This is a genomic window from Aestuariivirga sp., from assembly GCF_047600585.1.
Lineage (GTDB): Bacteria > Pseudomonadota > Alphaproteobacteria > Rhizobiales > Aestuariivirgaceae > Aestuariivirga.
In genome coordinates, this window is record NZ_JASGKP010000001.1 from 3,029,334 (window position 1) to 3,043,909 (window position 14,576).

Sequence of the window (14,576 nt, forward strand, 5' to 3'; positions counted from 1 at the left end):
TTTACACATTCCTCATAATCTGGCCGTTCAATTTTGTGTCTTATGCGCAACACAGCAGGCATTTTCACCCCGAACGCGGTAAAACCGCTGTCTGCTCATCCACTGCGTCACTGCCTTTTTCTTATTAATCTCAGTGTTTTAAAAGCCACGCGCGAGAAATCTGCGAGGACGCAAATTGAAACTGCTTATTTGTGATTAAGCAAATTCGCATGGGACTCATGCGTGAACTGAATTCCAGTTCGTCTGATGAGTGCACGCATTTTCCTGCAGGGGATTGGGGGCACGCATTGAAACCTAAATCAGATTTGGGAGAAACCAAATGAAAGTTATGAAGCTTGCTCTTCTCGGTACGGCGGCTCTCGCTGCTGTGTCGGTTAGCGCCCGCGCTGACGACCTCTCGGCCCTCAAGGCCCAGATCGAAGCCCTCCAGGCTGATGTTGCTGCCCTCCAGGCTGCTCCTGCTGTTCCGGCTGGCTTCTCGCTGATGACCGTCTCGGAAGGCGATCGCATTGTTGTTCCGGGCCTCGAAGTCCGTGACAACAACATGTACGCCAAGAAGGTCACCACCATCGGCGTTCTGCCGACGGCTGACGTTCCGGCCTCGACCGTGATCCAGTGGTCGGGCAGCGTCCGCGCCGCTCTGGCCTACTATGATCGCAACTACTACACCGATGACTACGAGGCAAACACGCTGCACATCAAGGCACGTGGCCGTCTCGATGTGACCGGCACGACCGACACCGCCGTTGGCGAAGTTGGCGCCAGCATGTCGATCTACGCCGACATCGACAACACGCAGACCTCCACCACCAACACCGGCTTCACCAGCCAGTCTGGCACGGTGAAGATGGACTACGCCTGGGGCTGGTGGAAGATGACCCCGGAACTGACGTTCGCCGGCGGCTATAACGGCTCGCTCGCCACGATCGGTTACGGCATTCGCAAAATCAACGACGCCTACATCTCCCGCGGCAGCGTGGGTGTTGACGGCGGCGACTTCACGCAGCTCCGTCTGTCCTACAATTCCGGCCCGATCGGCATCGCTGTCGCTCTCGAGCACACGGATGAAGGCGGTAACTATGACGACCTCGCCGGGACCCCGATCGCGGACATCAAGGGCGGCCCGCTGGGCGTTGCTGCTGAAGTGACCTACTCTGGCGACATGTTCAACGCCGAACTCGCGGGCTTCGTCCGTGACACCGGTCTCTACGACGAGAAGTATACGCAGTCGCAGATCGGCCTCGGCCTCGGTGCCAAGCTCTCTGACATGTTCGACGTGTCGGTGGCCGGCAGCGTCGGCAACAACGTGTTCTACACGATCAGCCCGTCCACGATCAACGTGGGTGACGGTTGGGAAGTCAGCGCCGCCATCGTGGCGACACTGTCCGACTCGATCTCTGCAGAAGTCGGTGCCGGTTACTCGAAGTATAAGGGCGAATACTACGACGACACCACCAAGACGACCGCAGTTGCCGGTGGTATCTACTGGTCGCCTGTTTCTCAGCTGAAGACCGGTCTGCAGGCATCCTACACGCATCGCGACACCACCTACGACTACAACAGCACGGAAACCAGGGCTGCCTGGGTTACGTGGTGGAACTTCTAATCCATACAGGATTGGTTTCTTCCGTACGGCCCGCTTCGGCGGGCCGTATTTTTTTGACCTCGCTGTCGGGCTTTCGGCTCCTGCAATACCAGGCAGACCCAAATGAAGGCTCTGGTCCCCATGCCCAACAAGGGATTTGCAGCTATTCGGAACCGGACGATGGTTCGAGTATAGGCATCATATCGCCCAGCTCGTCCTGAACAGGCTGAAGCTGAAAGGAATACCTCTTCCACCCTCCCACCGACTTTGTATTGATGGGAGCTCGGGCCTGCAGGACACTTGCCGTCTGAATCCGGGACGGATTCTGCTCTGGCTCCAGACACGCCTCCTGCCAAGGCAAATCACAGTGTGCGAGCAGCCCTCGTATCGTCTTTTCCGGATAGGTGACCAGATCCTCGTAACGCAGTGAGTGGATCCTGCCCGGCAACAGGCCGTACCAGTAGCGCATCAACCGCACATACTGCCTGTAGTAAAATGAAAACCACTCGGGCTTGTCGAAGTAGGAATGGGACGAACTGAGCGAGGCCTTGAAACCCGAGAGAAAATTATCCGCCGGATTCCGGTAGCAGTGAACAATCCGGGCCTCCGGGAACAGCGCCAATATCCAGCCAATGTGGAGAAAATTGTCGGGCATCTTGTCAACGATTCTCTCCTTTCCAGGACAGAGGTATCGCATGGTCTCTTCAACACGTTTTACCAGTGTGCGGATTTCTGTTGCACTTCTCTTCTCAATCATTTCGATCAACTGATCATGCCGATTGTTCCCGAGGCACCCGCCCAGGAACAGACTTATGACCGAGAGTTCGCCTGCGCCCCCCACCTCGCCATGGCGCGCCAAAATTCGTTCCGTCAATGTGGTGCCCGACCTTGGCAGGCCCACGACAAAAATCGGCTTGAAATTGCTGAGACCAAACACTCGCCGCGCTCTATCGAGTGCACCGGCGTCGAACATTCGGATGATCTCGCTGATGCGGGTTTCAAATTCGGCGGGTTTGAAGATACTGCCGCGGGCCGTCTTGCTCGCAGCCAAGCACCTGAATTCTTCCTCGTACGCCTTGGCAGCCCCCAGGCATCTCGCTTTTGCCGTCAGCAGTGTTCCCTTCACCCCATCCGACAGAGTCCTGTTGGCTGTCTCCTGGTCGATCTGTAGATATTCGGTACTATCGAGGGGAAATGGCTCGATGTCGGCGAGCGAGGCCAGAGCTTTCGGTCGTGTTTCTGGGCGATTCAGAAGCTCCCTCAAGATCTTCTTGGCTTCATCCAACTGGCCACTGCCAACAAGGGCCCGGCACCAATCGAGAAATGCGCCCGCTGGAACATTTCCGGTTGAACTGGCAGCGATCACGTTCTTGAACAGCTTAGCCGCCTCGTCGAAACGGTCGATCGAGGCATAGAATATTCCGAGTGCCCATTGTCCATTGACGAGGTTCGGATTGATCTTCTGTGCCTTCGAGAAGGACGCTTGTGCTGCGGAAACGTCTCCCAGATCGAGATAGGTGAGCCCCAGCTTGACGAGATATTCGCCATTCTTGGGCGCGAGCTCAACGGCTTTCAGAAAATAGCCTATGGCTGTTGCAGGATCCTTCAACGCAGCAAAGCCATGGCCGACGCAATAATTGGTGATCGCCAGCTGTGGTGCTGAGCGATGAACAACTTTTGATTTCTTGAGGCCCAAATCCGCTTGGCCGATTTGATAAAGCCGCAAGATTTCGCGGATTTCAGCTTCCAGACTTTTGGGATCCACCCTTTTGGTTCTCCTCGTTCCAGGCTGAAGAGTCGTTAGCTCAGGCGCATGCCGTGGTGCAAGCCGGCATAACCAGGGCAGAAAGCGCTTTCAAACCTGGTCATTCTCTCTTTTCACCCAACAGCCCTGATCACGTTGGCCATGGCTTGGAATGGTTGAGGCCGCTCCACGAGTGACGCTGTTGCGGATGTCGGCAACGGTCGCCTTGCCCTTCAGCGTTGGGCCCGCGCGGAAGCCTTCGGTGCGGGACAATTTCCAGAATTTCCTCCGTCTGCACATGAACGCCAGATGAAAGACGGGTTCAGCGCGGATTAAGACAAAATTTACCATAGTGGCAGGCGTCAAACGGGGGATACCAACCTCTTCGAAAGGAACACACCATGTTCAAGACCATCATTATCGCTTCCGCCACCCTTGCTGCCATTTCCGTCGGTGCCAATGCCGCCACCGTCTGCAATCCCGCCGTCCAGAACTGGATGAACGGCTCGAAGACCACCTGCACCGTTGTCGATCAGAACTCGAACAACCAGCAGGGCCAGAACTATTCGCAGCCGAAGGAGACCCGCCCGGAAACCGAAACTACCAACGTCGACAAATAACCGACGGTTTTTTGCTGACGAGGACCAGAGCTCAGCTCTGGTCCTTTTTTCGTTCTGGGCGCTGCACGCCAACGGACGGCGCGGGCCGGCGGGTGCCTTGCCCTGTTCGCCTTGCGCAACAAGCGGCGAAACGGGCCTGATCTTGAAATGAAAGAAATGGCGCGCCCGAAAGGATTCGAACCTCTGACCCCCAGATTCGTAGTCTGGTGCTCTGATCCAGCTGAGCTACGGGCGCTTTGTGTTTCAACGCCGAAGTGGCGGAAACGGCGTGTCATTATCTGCTCGGGCGGACAAAGGCAAGCAGGGAATTCCGGCCCGTCCCCGCCGCCTGCAAGCCCTTAAGGGCCGTTGGTTTTCCGCGCCTGGCGGCTGGCCAGCTGCACCGGCGGGTCGGGCAGTGTCAGGGTGAATGTGGTGCCCGAAGGCCCGGTGCGGGCCACCTTCAGGCTGCCGCCATGGGCCTCGGCCAGTTCCGCCGAGATGGCGAGCCCCAGCCCCGTGCCGCCGCTCTTGGCGGCAGACTGGAAGGCGGCGAAGACCCGGTCGCGCACCACTTCGGGAATGCCCGGCCCGGTGTCGCTCACCTCGATCACGGTGACGCTGCCCTGGCGGGCGCCTGTGACGAGAATCTCGCCCCGTCCGCCGATCTGTTCCAGCGCCTGCACGGCGTTGCGGACGAGATTGGTGAGGATGCGGCTCACCTGTTCCCGGTCGGCATCCGCCACCAGTGCAGCCGGCACCTCGTTGCGGAAGCGCAAGCCCGCCGCTGCTCCCAGCGCAAAGGTGTCCAGCACCTCGCCTGCAAGATCGCGCACCGAGAGCGCCTCGCGGAGCGGCGCCTGCTCGCGGGCCTGGCCATATTTGAGCGTGCGGTTGAGAAAGCCGATGGCGCGGTCGAGCGAGCCGATCAGCTTCGGCGCAAAGCGCTGCACCTGCGGGTCCTTCACCTCGCCCAGGCGGTCGGAAATCAATTGCGCGGAGGTGAGCATGTTGCGCAGGTCATGACTCACCTTGCTCACCGCAAGGCCGAGTGCGGCGAGACGATTCTTCTGCTGCAGCATGGCGTGCAGCTCGGTCTGCATGGCGTGAAGCTCGCGCTCCGCCTGACCCAGCTCGTCGCTGCGGCTCGACGGCACGATGATGCGCGAGGCGTCTTCCGGGTTACCGGCAAAATGCATGATGTTGGAGGAAAGCCGCTGCATCGGCCGCACCAGCACCCGGCTGAGTGCAGCAAAAATGAAGGCGGCGACGATCAGAGACAGCACGATCGAGAGCAGGAGGATGCGGAGCGCGTAGCTGCGCATCGCCTCCGAGAGCGGCTTCTCGTGGAGCGCGATCTCGATCAGGTCGCCCGACATGTTGGGCGGCACGTCAATAACGCCGATGGTGCGGTCCTCGCTCCGCACCAGGGCGGCGAGCGCATCAAGCACGGTGTTGTAATACATGCCGGGGCGGAGATCGAAGGTCTCCTCCACCATGTGCAGGCTGTCGTCGCGCAGCATGAGCTGGCGCTTCTCGCCCTTCTTGAGCGAGACGGCGGAGACGCCGGCACCTTTGAGGATCTCGGTGCGCAGGTCATCGTTGACGATGCGGTCGGGCGCGGCCTCGGCAGCGAGTGCTGCGATCTCCGCCTGCGAGATGCGCGACTTGAACCACTGGATGCGGAAGTTGGCAATCGACGGCAGGAAGATCAGCACTTCGCCCAGCATGACGAAGACGATGGTGAGGGCCAGCACCTTGCCCGAGAGGCTGGTGCGGAACCGCAGCCTCTTCCGGGTTTTTGCGCCTGTGCCCTTCTCAGCCATGCCGGACCGATTTCATCCCCACAGTTTCAGGAAAGCGATGACGCCGCGCACCAGCTTGTTCTTGGCGAGGCCAGAATAATGCGAGATGGCCGCACGCTTTCCTGCTTCCGCCAATGTCGGATAGGGTAGCACGGTTTGGGCCACTGCCGAAAGCGAAAGGCCTTGCGAGATGGCAAGGGCCCAGAAGGCGATCTGCTCGCCGGCCTGCGGCCCCACGATGCTGGCGCCGACGATGCGCCCTCTCGGGCCCGCCATCACCTTGACGAAGCCACGCGCCTCGCGGCCTGTCTGGGCCCGGTCGTTGCCGGCGAAATCCTGGCGGAGCACGCTCACGCGACGCCCCAGCTTGGCCCGTGCCTGCGCCTCGGTGAGGCCCACCTGGGCCAGTTCCGGGTCGGTATAGGTCACCCACGGAATGATGTCGTCGCGCGCCTTGGTGCGCTGCCGGAACAGGATGTGACGGATGATGAGGCCCGCATGATAGCCCGCCACATGGGTGAACTGCAGGCCGCCCGCCACGTCGCCCGCCGCATAGACATGACGGTTCGAACTGCGCAGCAGGCTGTCGACGGTGATGCCCTTGGGCGTGAAGGCGATGCCCGCCGCCTCGAGATTGAGGCCATCGACATTGGCCCTGCGGCCTGCCGCCACGAGAAGATGCGAACCCACGATGCGCTCGTCACCCGCCAGCTGCACGCGCACGCCGCCCGCCGCCTTGTCGATGCGCTCGATGCGGGCCTGCGCCTTGACGGCAACGCCTTCGTGCTTCAGCGCCTCGATGACGACGGCGGCGAGTTCCGGATCGTCGCGGCCGAGCGGCTCCTGCGCCTCGAGCACCGTCACCTGTGCGCCCAGCCGCCGATGCGCCTGCGCAAGTTCGAGGCCGATCGGCCCGCCGCCGATGATGATGAGATGGCTCGGCAGAACGGTGTTGCGGAAAATGGTTTCGTTGGTGAAGAAGGGCACGGCCTCCAACCCCGGAATGGGCGGCACGGCGGCGCGTGAGCCGGTGGCGACGACGATGCGGCGCGCCTCGTAGGTATCGCCGCCTGCTTCCACCGTCTGCGGCCCGATGAACTTGGCATGGGCGCGCACAACCTTCACGCCAAGGCTTTCGAAGCGGGCCTGGGAATCATGGGGCGCGATCGAGGCGATCACCCGCTGCACGTGATTCATGACGGCGGCGAAATCGACGCCGGGCTCGTGGCCGGCGATGCCGAAGCCGTCGCTCTTGCGGTGGGATTCGGCTGCCTTGGCCGCAGCCAGCATGGCCTTGGAGGGCACGCAGCCCGTGTTCAGGCAGTCGCCGCCCATGGCGTCCTTCTCGAACAGCACCACGGACTGGCCGAACTGTGCGGCGGCGGCGGCCACCGACAATCCCGCGGAGCCACCCCCGATCACCGCGATGTCAAACGTCATTCGTTCCCCTTCCACGTCTTCAATCCCACCGGAATCAACGCTACGAGCCCGAGCGCTGCGAAGGCAACGAGCATTTCGGTGGTGACCAGACTCTGCACTGACAAGCCAACATGACAATTTTCTGGCCCTTGGGCGAGAACGCAGTCGCCGTAGGTCTTGGCCTCGGCCGAAATCACGCTGTCGAGCCCCTGCCCGAGGAAGGCGAAGGCAAAGGTTCCCGGCACGATGCCGATGGCGGTTGCCGCCGCGAAGGTGCCGAGCCGCATGCCGGTCAGCGCCGAGGCGAGGTTGACGAGCCAGAAGGGAAAGAGCGGCACCAGCCGGAGGAAGAGGAGATAGCTGAAGGCATCGCGGGTGAAGCCGCGGCGCAGCTTCTGCAGCCGTTCACCGCCCCGCCGCGACAGCGCCTCGCCGAAGGACGACTGCGCGATGAGGAAGATCGCCATGCCGCCCAGTGTCGCTGCCACAACGGCGGCAAGTCCGCCTTCCAGCCAGCCGAAGAGCAGGCCGCCCGCCACGGTGAGCGCGGTTGCGCCCGGGAAGGACAGGGCCACCGCCGCCGCATAGATGAGAATGAAAATGAGAAGTGCTCCTGCGGTATGGACGGAGGTGAAGGTGCGCAGCTCTTCCCGGTGGATGACGAGCGAATCAAGCGAGAGGTAGCGGTGCAGCCCGAGCCCATAGCCCGCCGCCATCAGCGCCACGATCACCACGGGCGCAAGCCAGCGCCGCAGCCTGTTACTGCCGGGTGGTTGCGGGGTGACGGGATCGCTCATCCTCTCCCCATACGCCAGTGCTCCCTGCTTTACATCGGGCCTCACCCGGAGTTGAGAAGGGTTCATGGGCCGTGCCCGGCCCGTGAGGCTCTTGTGCCCCGTCCTCTCCCGCTGCCGTTGACTTTTGCCGGGGGATTCCGCATAAGCCCGTCAAATTCCTGACATCCCCCGCCATTCCGGGGGCAGTAGAGCCTGCCCCGGACGGGTATTTGATGTTTAAAATCAAATATTTGGGTCTGTCAGAAAAACCTTACGGAGATCGCACGTGAAGCGCACATATCAACCCTCCAAGCTTGTCCGCAAGCGCCGCCATGGTTTCCGTGCGCGCATGGCCACCGTCGGCGGCCGCAAGGTGATCAACCGCCGCCGTGCCCGCGGCCGCAAGCGCCTCAGCGCCTAAGCCAGACAGGTCTCATCGATGGAACGGCTTCTGCGCCGGCGTGACTTCCTGTCCGCGGCGAAGGGCCGTTTTGTGCCGCAGGCGGGCGTGCTTCTCCAGGCCCGCGACCGCCGCGACGGCAACCCGCCACGGGTGGGCTTCACCTGCACCAAGAAGCTCGGCAACGCCGTGGTCCGCAACCGCATCCGCCGCCGCCTCAAGGAAGCCGCACGGCTTGTCCTGCCCGGCGTCGCCCGCAGCGGTTTCGACTATGTGCTGATCGGCCGCGAAGCCAGCGCAACGCGCGGCTTTGACGCCTTGCAGAACGACATTATATCCGCAGTCTCCAAACTTCACGCCGCGCCAGCCGCGGGCGACACCAGGACCGGCCAATGACTCCCAACCAGAATCCCATGAAGCCCGACAGCAAGAATTTCATTCTGGCGATCGTGCTCTCCATGGCCATCATCTTCGTCTGGCAGTACTTCTTCGTCACGCCGCAGTTGAAGCAGCAGGCGGCGCAGCAGCAGACCACCGAACAGACAACCGGCGGCCAGACGACGGCTCAACCGGGCCAGAGCAGTGCCGGCGCCCAGGTTCCGGGCAACCCCGCAACGGCAGGTGCAGTCACCCGCGAGCAGGCCATCGCCAACAGCCAGCGCGTCACGATCGAGACGCCCTTCCTCGAAGGCTCGATCAACCTGACGGGCGCGGCCCTCGATGACCTGAAGCTCAAGCAGTATCGCGAGACCACCGACAAGACGAGCCCGATCATCACGCTGCTCACGCCCTCGGGCGCACCCAATGCCTATTTCGCCGAGCAGGGCTTTGTCGCCACGCCGGGCTCGACGGTGAAGCTGCCGGATTCGAAGTCGGTGTGGACGCTGGCTTCAGGCTCTACCCTCACGGCCACCACGCCCGTCACCCTCACCTTCGACAATGGCGAGGGCCTTGTCTTCAGCCGTGAGATCTCGCTCTCGGATGACTACGTCTTCACCATCAAGCAGAGCGTCGAGAACAAGTCGCAGGCGCCTGTCTCGCTGGTGCCCTATGCCCGCGTGCAGCGCCAGGATACGCCGCATGTGCAGGGCTTCTACGTCTTCTTCGAAGGCATGCTGGGCGTGCAGGACGGCACGCTGACCGAAGCCAAGTACAAGGACGTGGCCAAGGACGACGGCAAGATCACCAAGGACTCGAAGGGCGGCTGGATCGCCTTCACCGACAAGTACTGGGCCACCGCGCTCATTCCCGACCAGACGCGGAACCTCACCGCCACCTACCAGCACTTCAAGATCGGCGAGCGCGATGCCTTCCAGGTGGACTGGCTGAGCAAGGATGCGGTGACGGTTGCGCCCGGCTCCTCCACCTCGACCACCGATCACATCTATGCCGGCGCCAAGATCGTCAACAGCATGTATGCGATTGGCGAGAAGTACGGCATCGACAAGTTCGACCTGATGATCGACTGGGGCTGGTTCTATTTCCTCACCAAGCCGATGTACAAGCTCGTGCACTTTGCCTACGGCTTCCTCGGCAACTTCGGTCTCGCCATTCTCTTCGTCACGGTGCTTGTGAAGCTGGTGCTCTTCCCGCTCGCCAACAAGTCCTACGCCTCGATGAGCAAGATGAAGAAGCTGCAGCCGGAGATGGAACGCATCAAGGCGGCCTTCCCCGACGACCGCATGAAGCAGCAGCAGGAAATCATGGAGATGTACAAGAAGGAGAAGGTCTCGCCCTTGTCCGGCTGCCTTCCGATCTTCATCCAGATCCCGATCTTCTTCTCGCTCTACAAGGTGATCCTGACGACGATCGATCTCCGCCATGCGCCCTTTTTCGGCTGGATCCACGATCTTTCTGCGCCAGACCCGACGAGCCTCTTCAATCTCTTCGGCCTCATTCCGTGGACGCCGCCGCACATGCTGATGCTCGGCATCTGGCCCATCCTGATGGGCATCACCATGTGGGTGCAGATGCGCCTCAACCCCGCGCCCACCGATCCGGTGCAGGCCTCCATGTTCAACTGGATGCCGCTCATCTTCACCTTCATGCTGGGCACCATGCCGGCGGGCCTCGTCATCTACTGGACCTGGAGCAACCTGCTCTCGATCATCCAGCAGAGCTACATCATGAAGCGGAACGGCGCCGACATCTCGCTTTTCGGCAACATCCGCGAGAGCTTGCCCTTCCTCAAGAAGAAGGCCTGATCCGGATGGCGGAGGCCCGCTACAGCGACGATCAACTGACGGCGGGGCGGAGATTGTTCTCCGCCCCGGCGTCGTTCCGGCTGGGCGTTGCGAAGCTCGAACAGCTGCCGCCGCTCAAGGGCACGGAAGTGGCCTTCGCCGGCCGGTCCAACGTCGGCAAGTCGTCACTCATCAATGCGCTCACCGGCGTCAAGGGACTGGCGCGGGCCTCCAACACCCCGGGCCGCACCCGCGAACTCAACTTCTTCGATGTGGACGGCCGCATCACCCTCGTCGACATGCCGGGCTATGGCTATGCCAAGGCGCCCAAGGCCGAGGTGAAGCAGTGGCAGGATGTGCTCAAGGGCTATCTCCGCGGCCGCCCCGGCCTCACCCGCGTCTTCGTGCTGATCGATGCCCGCCACGGGGTGAAGTCCGAGGACAAGGAAATGTTCGACATGCTGGACGAAACGGCGGTGGCCTATCAGCTCGTCCTCACCAAGACCGACAAGATCAAGCCCAAGGAACTGGCCGAGGTGACCGCCCAGACCCAGGCCCTGATCAAGACCCGGGCTGCGGCGCTTCCCTCCTTCTTCGCCACCTCGTCCGAGACCCTGGGCGGGATGGACGAGCTCCGGGCGGAAATCGCCGGGCTGATCAGGTAAAGTCCTACCCGCCCTATCTTACCTTCGTCATTCCGGACGCGCGCCTTGATCGAGCGGAGCGAGATGTCGCGCGCGAGCCGGAATCCAGCTTTGGCGGATCGCGCGTCCAAGCGAAGAAGCTGGGCCCCCGCCTTCGCGGGGGTGACGATACTCTGAGAGGCCGCCACCCATCATCTCCGCTTTTCATCCCGCAGGAATCCCCTATAAGGCCCCCGGCTTCTCACCATTTCGGGACACCCGCCCATGGCAGACATCACCGTGAACGAAACCGCCCGCATCCTGTCGGAGGCCCTGCCCTTCCTGCAGCGCTATGACGACCAGGTGATCGTGGTGAAATACGGCGGCCACGCCATGGTCGACCCCGAACTCGCCCGCATGTTCGCCCGCGACATCGTCATGCTCAAGGTCTGCGGCCTCAACCCCATCGTCGTGCACGGCGGTGGCCCCCAGATCAACAAGATGCTCGACAAGCTCGCCGTCAAGGCAGAGTTCCGCGAGGGCCTGCGCGTCACCGATCCCGAGACCATGGAAGTGGTGGAGATGGTTCTCGCCGGTTCCATCAACAAGGCGATCGTCGCCTCGATCCAGCAGGCAGGCGGCCGCGCCGTGGGCATTTCCGGCAAGGACGGCAACCTCCTGATCGCCGAGCGTTACATCAAGGAAAAGACCGACCCTGCCACCGGCAAGACGGTGAAGATCGACTTCGGCCAGGTGGGCGAACCCGCCCGCGTCAATACCGAGATCCTCCACACCATCATGAAGAGCGATGCTATTCCCGTTGTCGCGCCCGTGGGCGTGGGCTGGGAGGGCGACAGCTACAACGTCAATGCCGACACCGCGGCGGGCGCCATTGCCTCTGCCACGGGAGCGAAGCGCCTCCTCCTCCTCACTGATGTGGCGGGCGTCCTCGACAAGGACAAGCAGCTCATCAGCGAACTGAAGATCGGCGATGTGCCCAAGCTGATTGCCGAAGGCACCATCACCGGCGGCATGATCCCCAAGATCGAGAGCGCCGCCGCCGTGGTCGAGTCCGGCGTCGAAGGCGTCATCATCCTCGATGGCCGCGTGCCGCATTCGGTGCTGCTGGAACTGCTCACCCCGCACGGCGTGGGCACGCGCATCTCGCGTTCGGGCGTATGAGCGGAGAACGGCCCGATTTCTCGCACGTGGATGCCTGGGTCTTCGACCTGGACAATACGCTGTATCCTGCCTCCTGCCGCCTCTTCGACCAGATGCACGTGAAGATGGGCGAATACGTGATGCGCCACTTCAACGTGGAGTTTGCCGAGGCGAAGCGCATCCAGCGCGACCTCTTCCTGCGCCACGGCACCACGCTGCGCGGCCTGATGGTGGAGCACGGGCACGCGCCCGAAGGCTTTCTCGAGCAGGTCCACGACATCGACTACTCCTCCGTGCCTTACAATCCGCGCCTGCTTGAAGCACTCGAACGTCTGCCCGGCCGCAAGATCGTCTTCACCAACGGCACGGCGAAGCACGCCCGCAACGTGATGGAGCGGCTCGGCGTTGCCGATGCCTTCCACGGCGTCTTCGACATCGTCGACAGCGACCACATTCCGAAGCCCGCGCCTGCTCCTTACGCCAAGTTCCTGCGCGAACACGGCGTGAATCCGGCGCGCGGGGCTTTCTTCGAGGACATCTCCCACAATCTTCAGGTGCCGCACGACCTCGGCATGAAGACGGTGCTGGTGCTGTCCGACGACGAGGAGGACGTGAAGGACTGGCAGGGCGACCGCAACGCCCGCTGGGTCGATCACGTCACGAACGACCTCGCCGGTTTCCTTGCAGATCTGAAGTTTGGAGAATGACGTCATGAAGAATGCACAAGCCATCATCGAACAGGCCTGGGAAGACCGCGCCAATGTCTCGCTCAAGACCAAGGGCGAGATCCGCAAGGCGGTGGAGTTCGCGCTGAACCAGCTCGACAGCGGCAAGGCCCGCGTGGCCGAGAAGCAGGATGGCGGCGACTGGCATGTGAACCAGTGGCTGAAGAAGGCCGTGCTGCTCTCCTTCCGCCTGAACGACATGGAACTGATCAAGGGCGGCCCCGGCAATTCCAAGTGGTGGGACAAGGTGCACTCCAAGTTCGACGGCTGGACCGCCAAGAAGTTCCGCGAGGCGGGCTTCCGCGCCGTGCCCAACTGCGTCGTCCGCAAGTCGGCCTACATCGCGCCCGGCGCCATCCTGATGCCGAGCTTCGTCAACCTCGGCGCCTACGTCGATGCGGGCACAATGGTCGACACCTGGGTGACGGTCGGCTCCTGCGCCCAGATCGGCAAGAACGTCCATCTCTCGGGCGGCGTCGGCATCGGCGGCGTGCTTGAGCCCATGCAGGCAGGCCCCACCATCATCGAGGACAACTGCTTCATCGGTGCGCGCTCGGAAATCGTCGAAGGCGTGGTGGTGGGCGAAGGCTCGGTCATCTCCATGGGCGTGTTCATCGGCCAGTCCACCAAGATCATCGACCGCACCACGGGCGAAGTGCACATGGGCAAGGTGCCGCCCTATTCGGTGGTGGTCTCGGGCTCGCTGCCACAGAAACCCTATGCCGACGGCTCACCCTCCCCGTCGCTCTACTGCGCCGTGATCGTCAAGCGCGTGGACGAAAAGACCCGCTCCAAGACCTCGATCAACGAGCTGCTGCGGGACTGACGACCGTGGACTTTCCCTCCCCCCTGCGGGGAGGGATCAAGGGTGGGGGTTGCGCTGGCCTCTGACAGCTCTGCCGAGATTGCGCTTTTCCCAGACCCCCACCCCGGCCCTCCCCGCAAGGGGGAGGGGGAAGGACTGCCCACCAGAGCCAAAGCAGTTCCCTCTATCCCGCTGTTTTTGCAGTTCTTTCCTGCGTACCTCATCTCCACTCTCCCTCTGATTGAGGCTTTTCCGGAATCGCAAATCCGGTCATAAGTTTCTCGGGGGAATCAATGGAGCGGAGACACACGCAATGAACCTGCAGACCTTTACGAGCTTCCAAGGGAGCATCCCGCGCAAGACGTTCTGGCTCGCACTGATCGTCATGATCGTGATCACCTGGATTCTCGAGATCATCCTGTTCTCGATCTTCGGCGTCAGCATGATGAGCATGGACCCGAACGCCACGCCGGAAGCCCAGGCGGCGGCCGCGGAACAGGCGATGAGCGGCATAGCCATCCCGCTCGTCATTCTCATCCTGCTCACCATCTGGCCGTCGCTGGCGATCTACGCCAAGCGCTGGCACGACCGTGACAAGTCCGGCTGGTGGACGCTGATCGGCCTTGTCCCGGTCATCGGCAGCATCTGGATGCTGATCGAACTGGGCTTCCTCCGCGGAACGGAAGGCCCGAACCGCTTCGGCCCTGACCCGATCGGAGAATAAGGGGAACGTCACTTTCCGATGCCCGGC

At 62.1% G+C, this 14,576-nt stretch carries 14 protein-coding genes and 1 tRNA gene; 10 read left to right on the forward strand and 5 right to left on the reverse strand.

From position 1 onward, the window contains the following. Nucleotides 1-319 precede the first annotated feature (319 nt). The gene (locus QM801_RS14940; RefSeq protein WP_415019789.1) at nt 320-1,606 is read left to right on the forward strand and encodes a porin; all 1,287 of its coding nucleotides are present in this window, start codon (nt 320-322) and stop codon (nt 1,604-1,606) included. A gap of 142 nt (nt 1,607-1,748) precedes the next feature. Here the strand turns inward: QM801_RS14940 and QM801_RS14945 are convergent, their stop codons facing one another. Beyond that, complete coding sequence (locus QM801_RS14945) at nt 1,749-3,350, reverse strand: tetratricopeptide repeat-containing sulfotransferase family protein (protein ID WP_415020007.1); 1,602 nt, start codon at nt 3,348-3,350, stop codon at nt 1,749-1,751. A 380-nt stretch (nt 3,351-3,730) separates the two neighbouring features. Between QM801_RS14945 and QM801_RS14950 the strand changes: the two genes are divergently transcribed. Beyond that, nucleotides 3,731-3,949, forward strand: a complete 219-nt coding sequence (locus QM801_RS14950) for a hypothetical protein (RefSeq protein ID WP_415020008.1) — start codon at nt 3,731-3,733, stop codon at nt 3,947-3,949. Between the two features lie 157 nt (nt 3,950-4,106). On the opposite strand, the gene QM801_RS14955 is transcribed toward QM801_RS14950, so the two are convergent. The 4 genes from QM801_RS14955 to QM801_RS14970 form a co-directional block, all read right to left on the reverse strand. Further along, nucleotides 4,107-4,184 (reverse strand) — tRNA-Arg (locus QM801_RS14955). 103 nt (nt 4,185-4,287) lie between these two features. Next, the gene (locus QM801_RS14960; RefSeq protein ID WP_415020009.1) at nt 4,288-5,754 is read right to left on the reverse strand and encodes a sensor histidine kinase; all 1,467 of its coding nucleotides are present in this window, start codon (nt 5,752-5,754) and stop codon (nt 4,288-4,290) included. A gap of 12 nt (nt 5,755-5,766) precedes the next feature. Further along, nucleotides 5,767-7,173, reverse strand: a complete 1,407-nt coding sequence (locus tag QM801_RS14965; protein ID WP_415020010.1) for a dihydrolipoyl dehydrogenase family protein — start codon at nt 7,171-7,173, stop codon at nt 5,767-5,769. Further along, nucleotides 7,170-7,949 carry a TVP38/TMEM64 family protein gene (locus QM801_RS14970; RefSeq protein WP_415020011.1) on the reverse strand — a complete coding sequence of 260 codons (780 nt, stop codon included), beginning with the start codon at nt 7,947-7,949 and terminating at the stop codon, nt 7,170-7,172. The genes QM801_RS14965 and QM801_RS14970 overlap by 4 nt, the downstream gene beginning before the upstream one ends. Before the next feature lie 265 nt (nt 7,950-8,214). Between QM801_RS14970 and rpmH the strand changes: the two genes are divergently transcribed. The 8 genes from rpmH to QM801_RS15010 all read left to right on the forward strand — a co-directional run bounded on the left by rpmH (nt 8,215) and on the right by QM801_RS15010 (nt 14,549). Then, nucleotides 8,215-8,349: a 50S ribosomal protein L34 gene (gene rpmH, locus QM801_RS14975; protein WP_415020012.1), complete on the forward strand. Its 135-nt coding sequence runs from the start codon at nt 8,215-8,217 to the stop codon at nt 8,347-8,349. Between the two features lie 18 nt (nt 8,350-8,367). Continuing rightward, complete coding sequence (rnpA, locus tag QM801_RS14980) at nt 8,368-8,724, forward strand: ribonuclease P protein component (RefSeq protein ID WP_415020013.1); 357 nt, start codon at nt 8,368-8,370, stop codon at nt 8,722-8,724. Further along, nucleotides 8,721-10,532: a membrane protein insertase YidC gene (yidC, locus tag QM801_RS14985; protein WP_415020014.1), complete on the forward strand. Its 1,812-nt coding sequence runs from the start codon at nt 8,721-8,723 to the stop codon at nt 10,530-10,532. The genes rnpA and yidC overlap by 4 nt, the downstream gene beginning before the upstream one ends. A 5-nt stretch (nt 10,533-10,537) precedes the next feature. Further along, nucleotides 10,538-11,176, forward strand: coding sequence for a ribosome biogenesis GTP-binding protein YihA/YsxC (yihA, locus tag QM801_RS14990; RefSeq protein WP_415020015.1), 639 nt, complete (start codon nt 10,538-10,540; stop codon nt 11,174-11,176). A 243-nt stretch (nt 11,177-11,419) separates the two neighbouring features. Then, on the forward strand, nt 11,420-12,316 hold the full coding sequence (gene argB / locus QM801_RS14995; protein ID WP_415020016.1) for an acetylglutamate kinase: 897 nt from the start codon (nt 11,420-11,422) through the stop codon (nt 12,314-12,316). Further along, on the forward strand, nt 12,313-13,002 hold the full coding sequence (locus tag QM801_RS15000; protein WP_415020017.1) for a pyrimidine 5'-nucleotidase: 690 nt from the start codon (nt 12,313-12,315) through the stop codon (nt 13,000-13,002). Before argB ends, QM801_RS15000 begins: the two co-directional genes overlap by 4 nt. Nucleotides 13,003-13,006: 4 nt before the next feature. Next, entirely contained in the window at nt 13,007-13,846 is an 840-nt protein-coding gene (dapD, locus tag QM801_RS15005; protein ID WP_415020018.1) for a 2,3,4,5-tetrahydropyridine-2,6-dicarboxylate N-succinyltransferase, read from the forward strand. Nucleotides 13,847-14,138: 292 nt separating this feature from the next. Next, on the forward strand, nt 14,139-14,549 hold the full coding sequence (locus tag QM801_RS15010) for a DUF805 domain-containing protein (protein ID WP_415020019.1): 411 nt from the start codon (nt 14,139-14,141) through the stop codon (nt 14,547-14,549). The last annotated feature ends 27 nt before the right edge of the window (nt 14,550-14,576 follow it).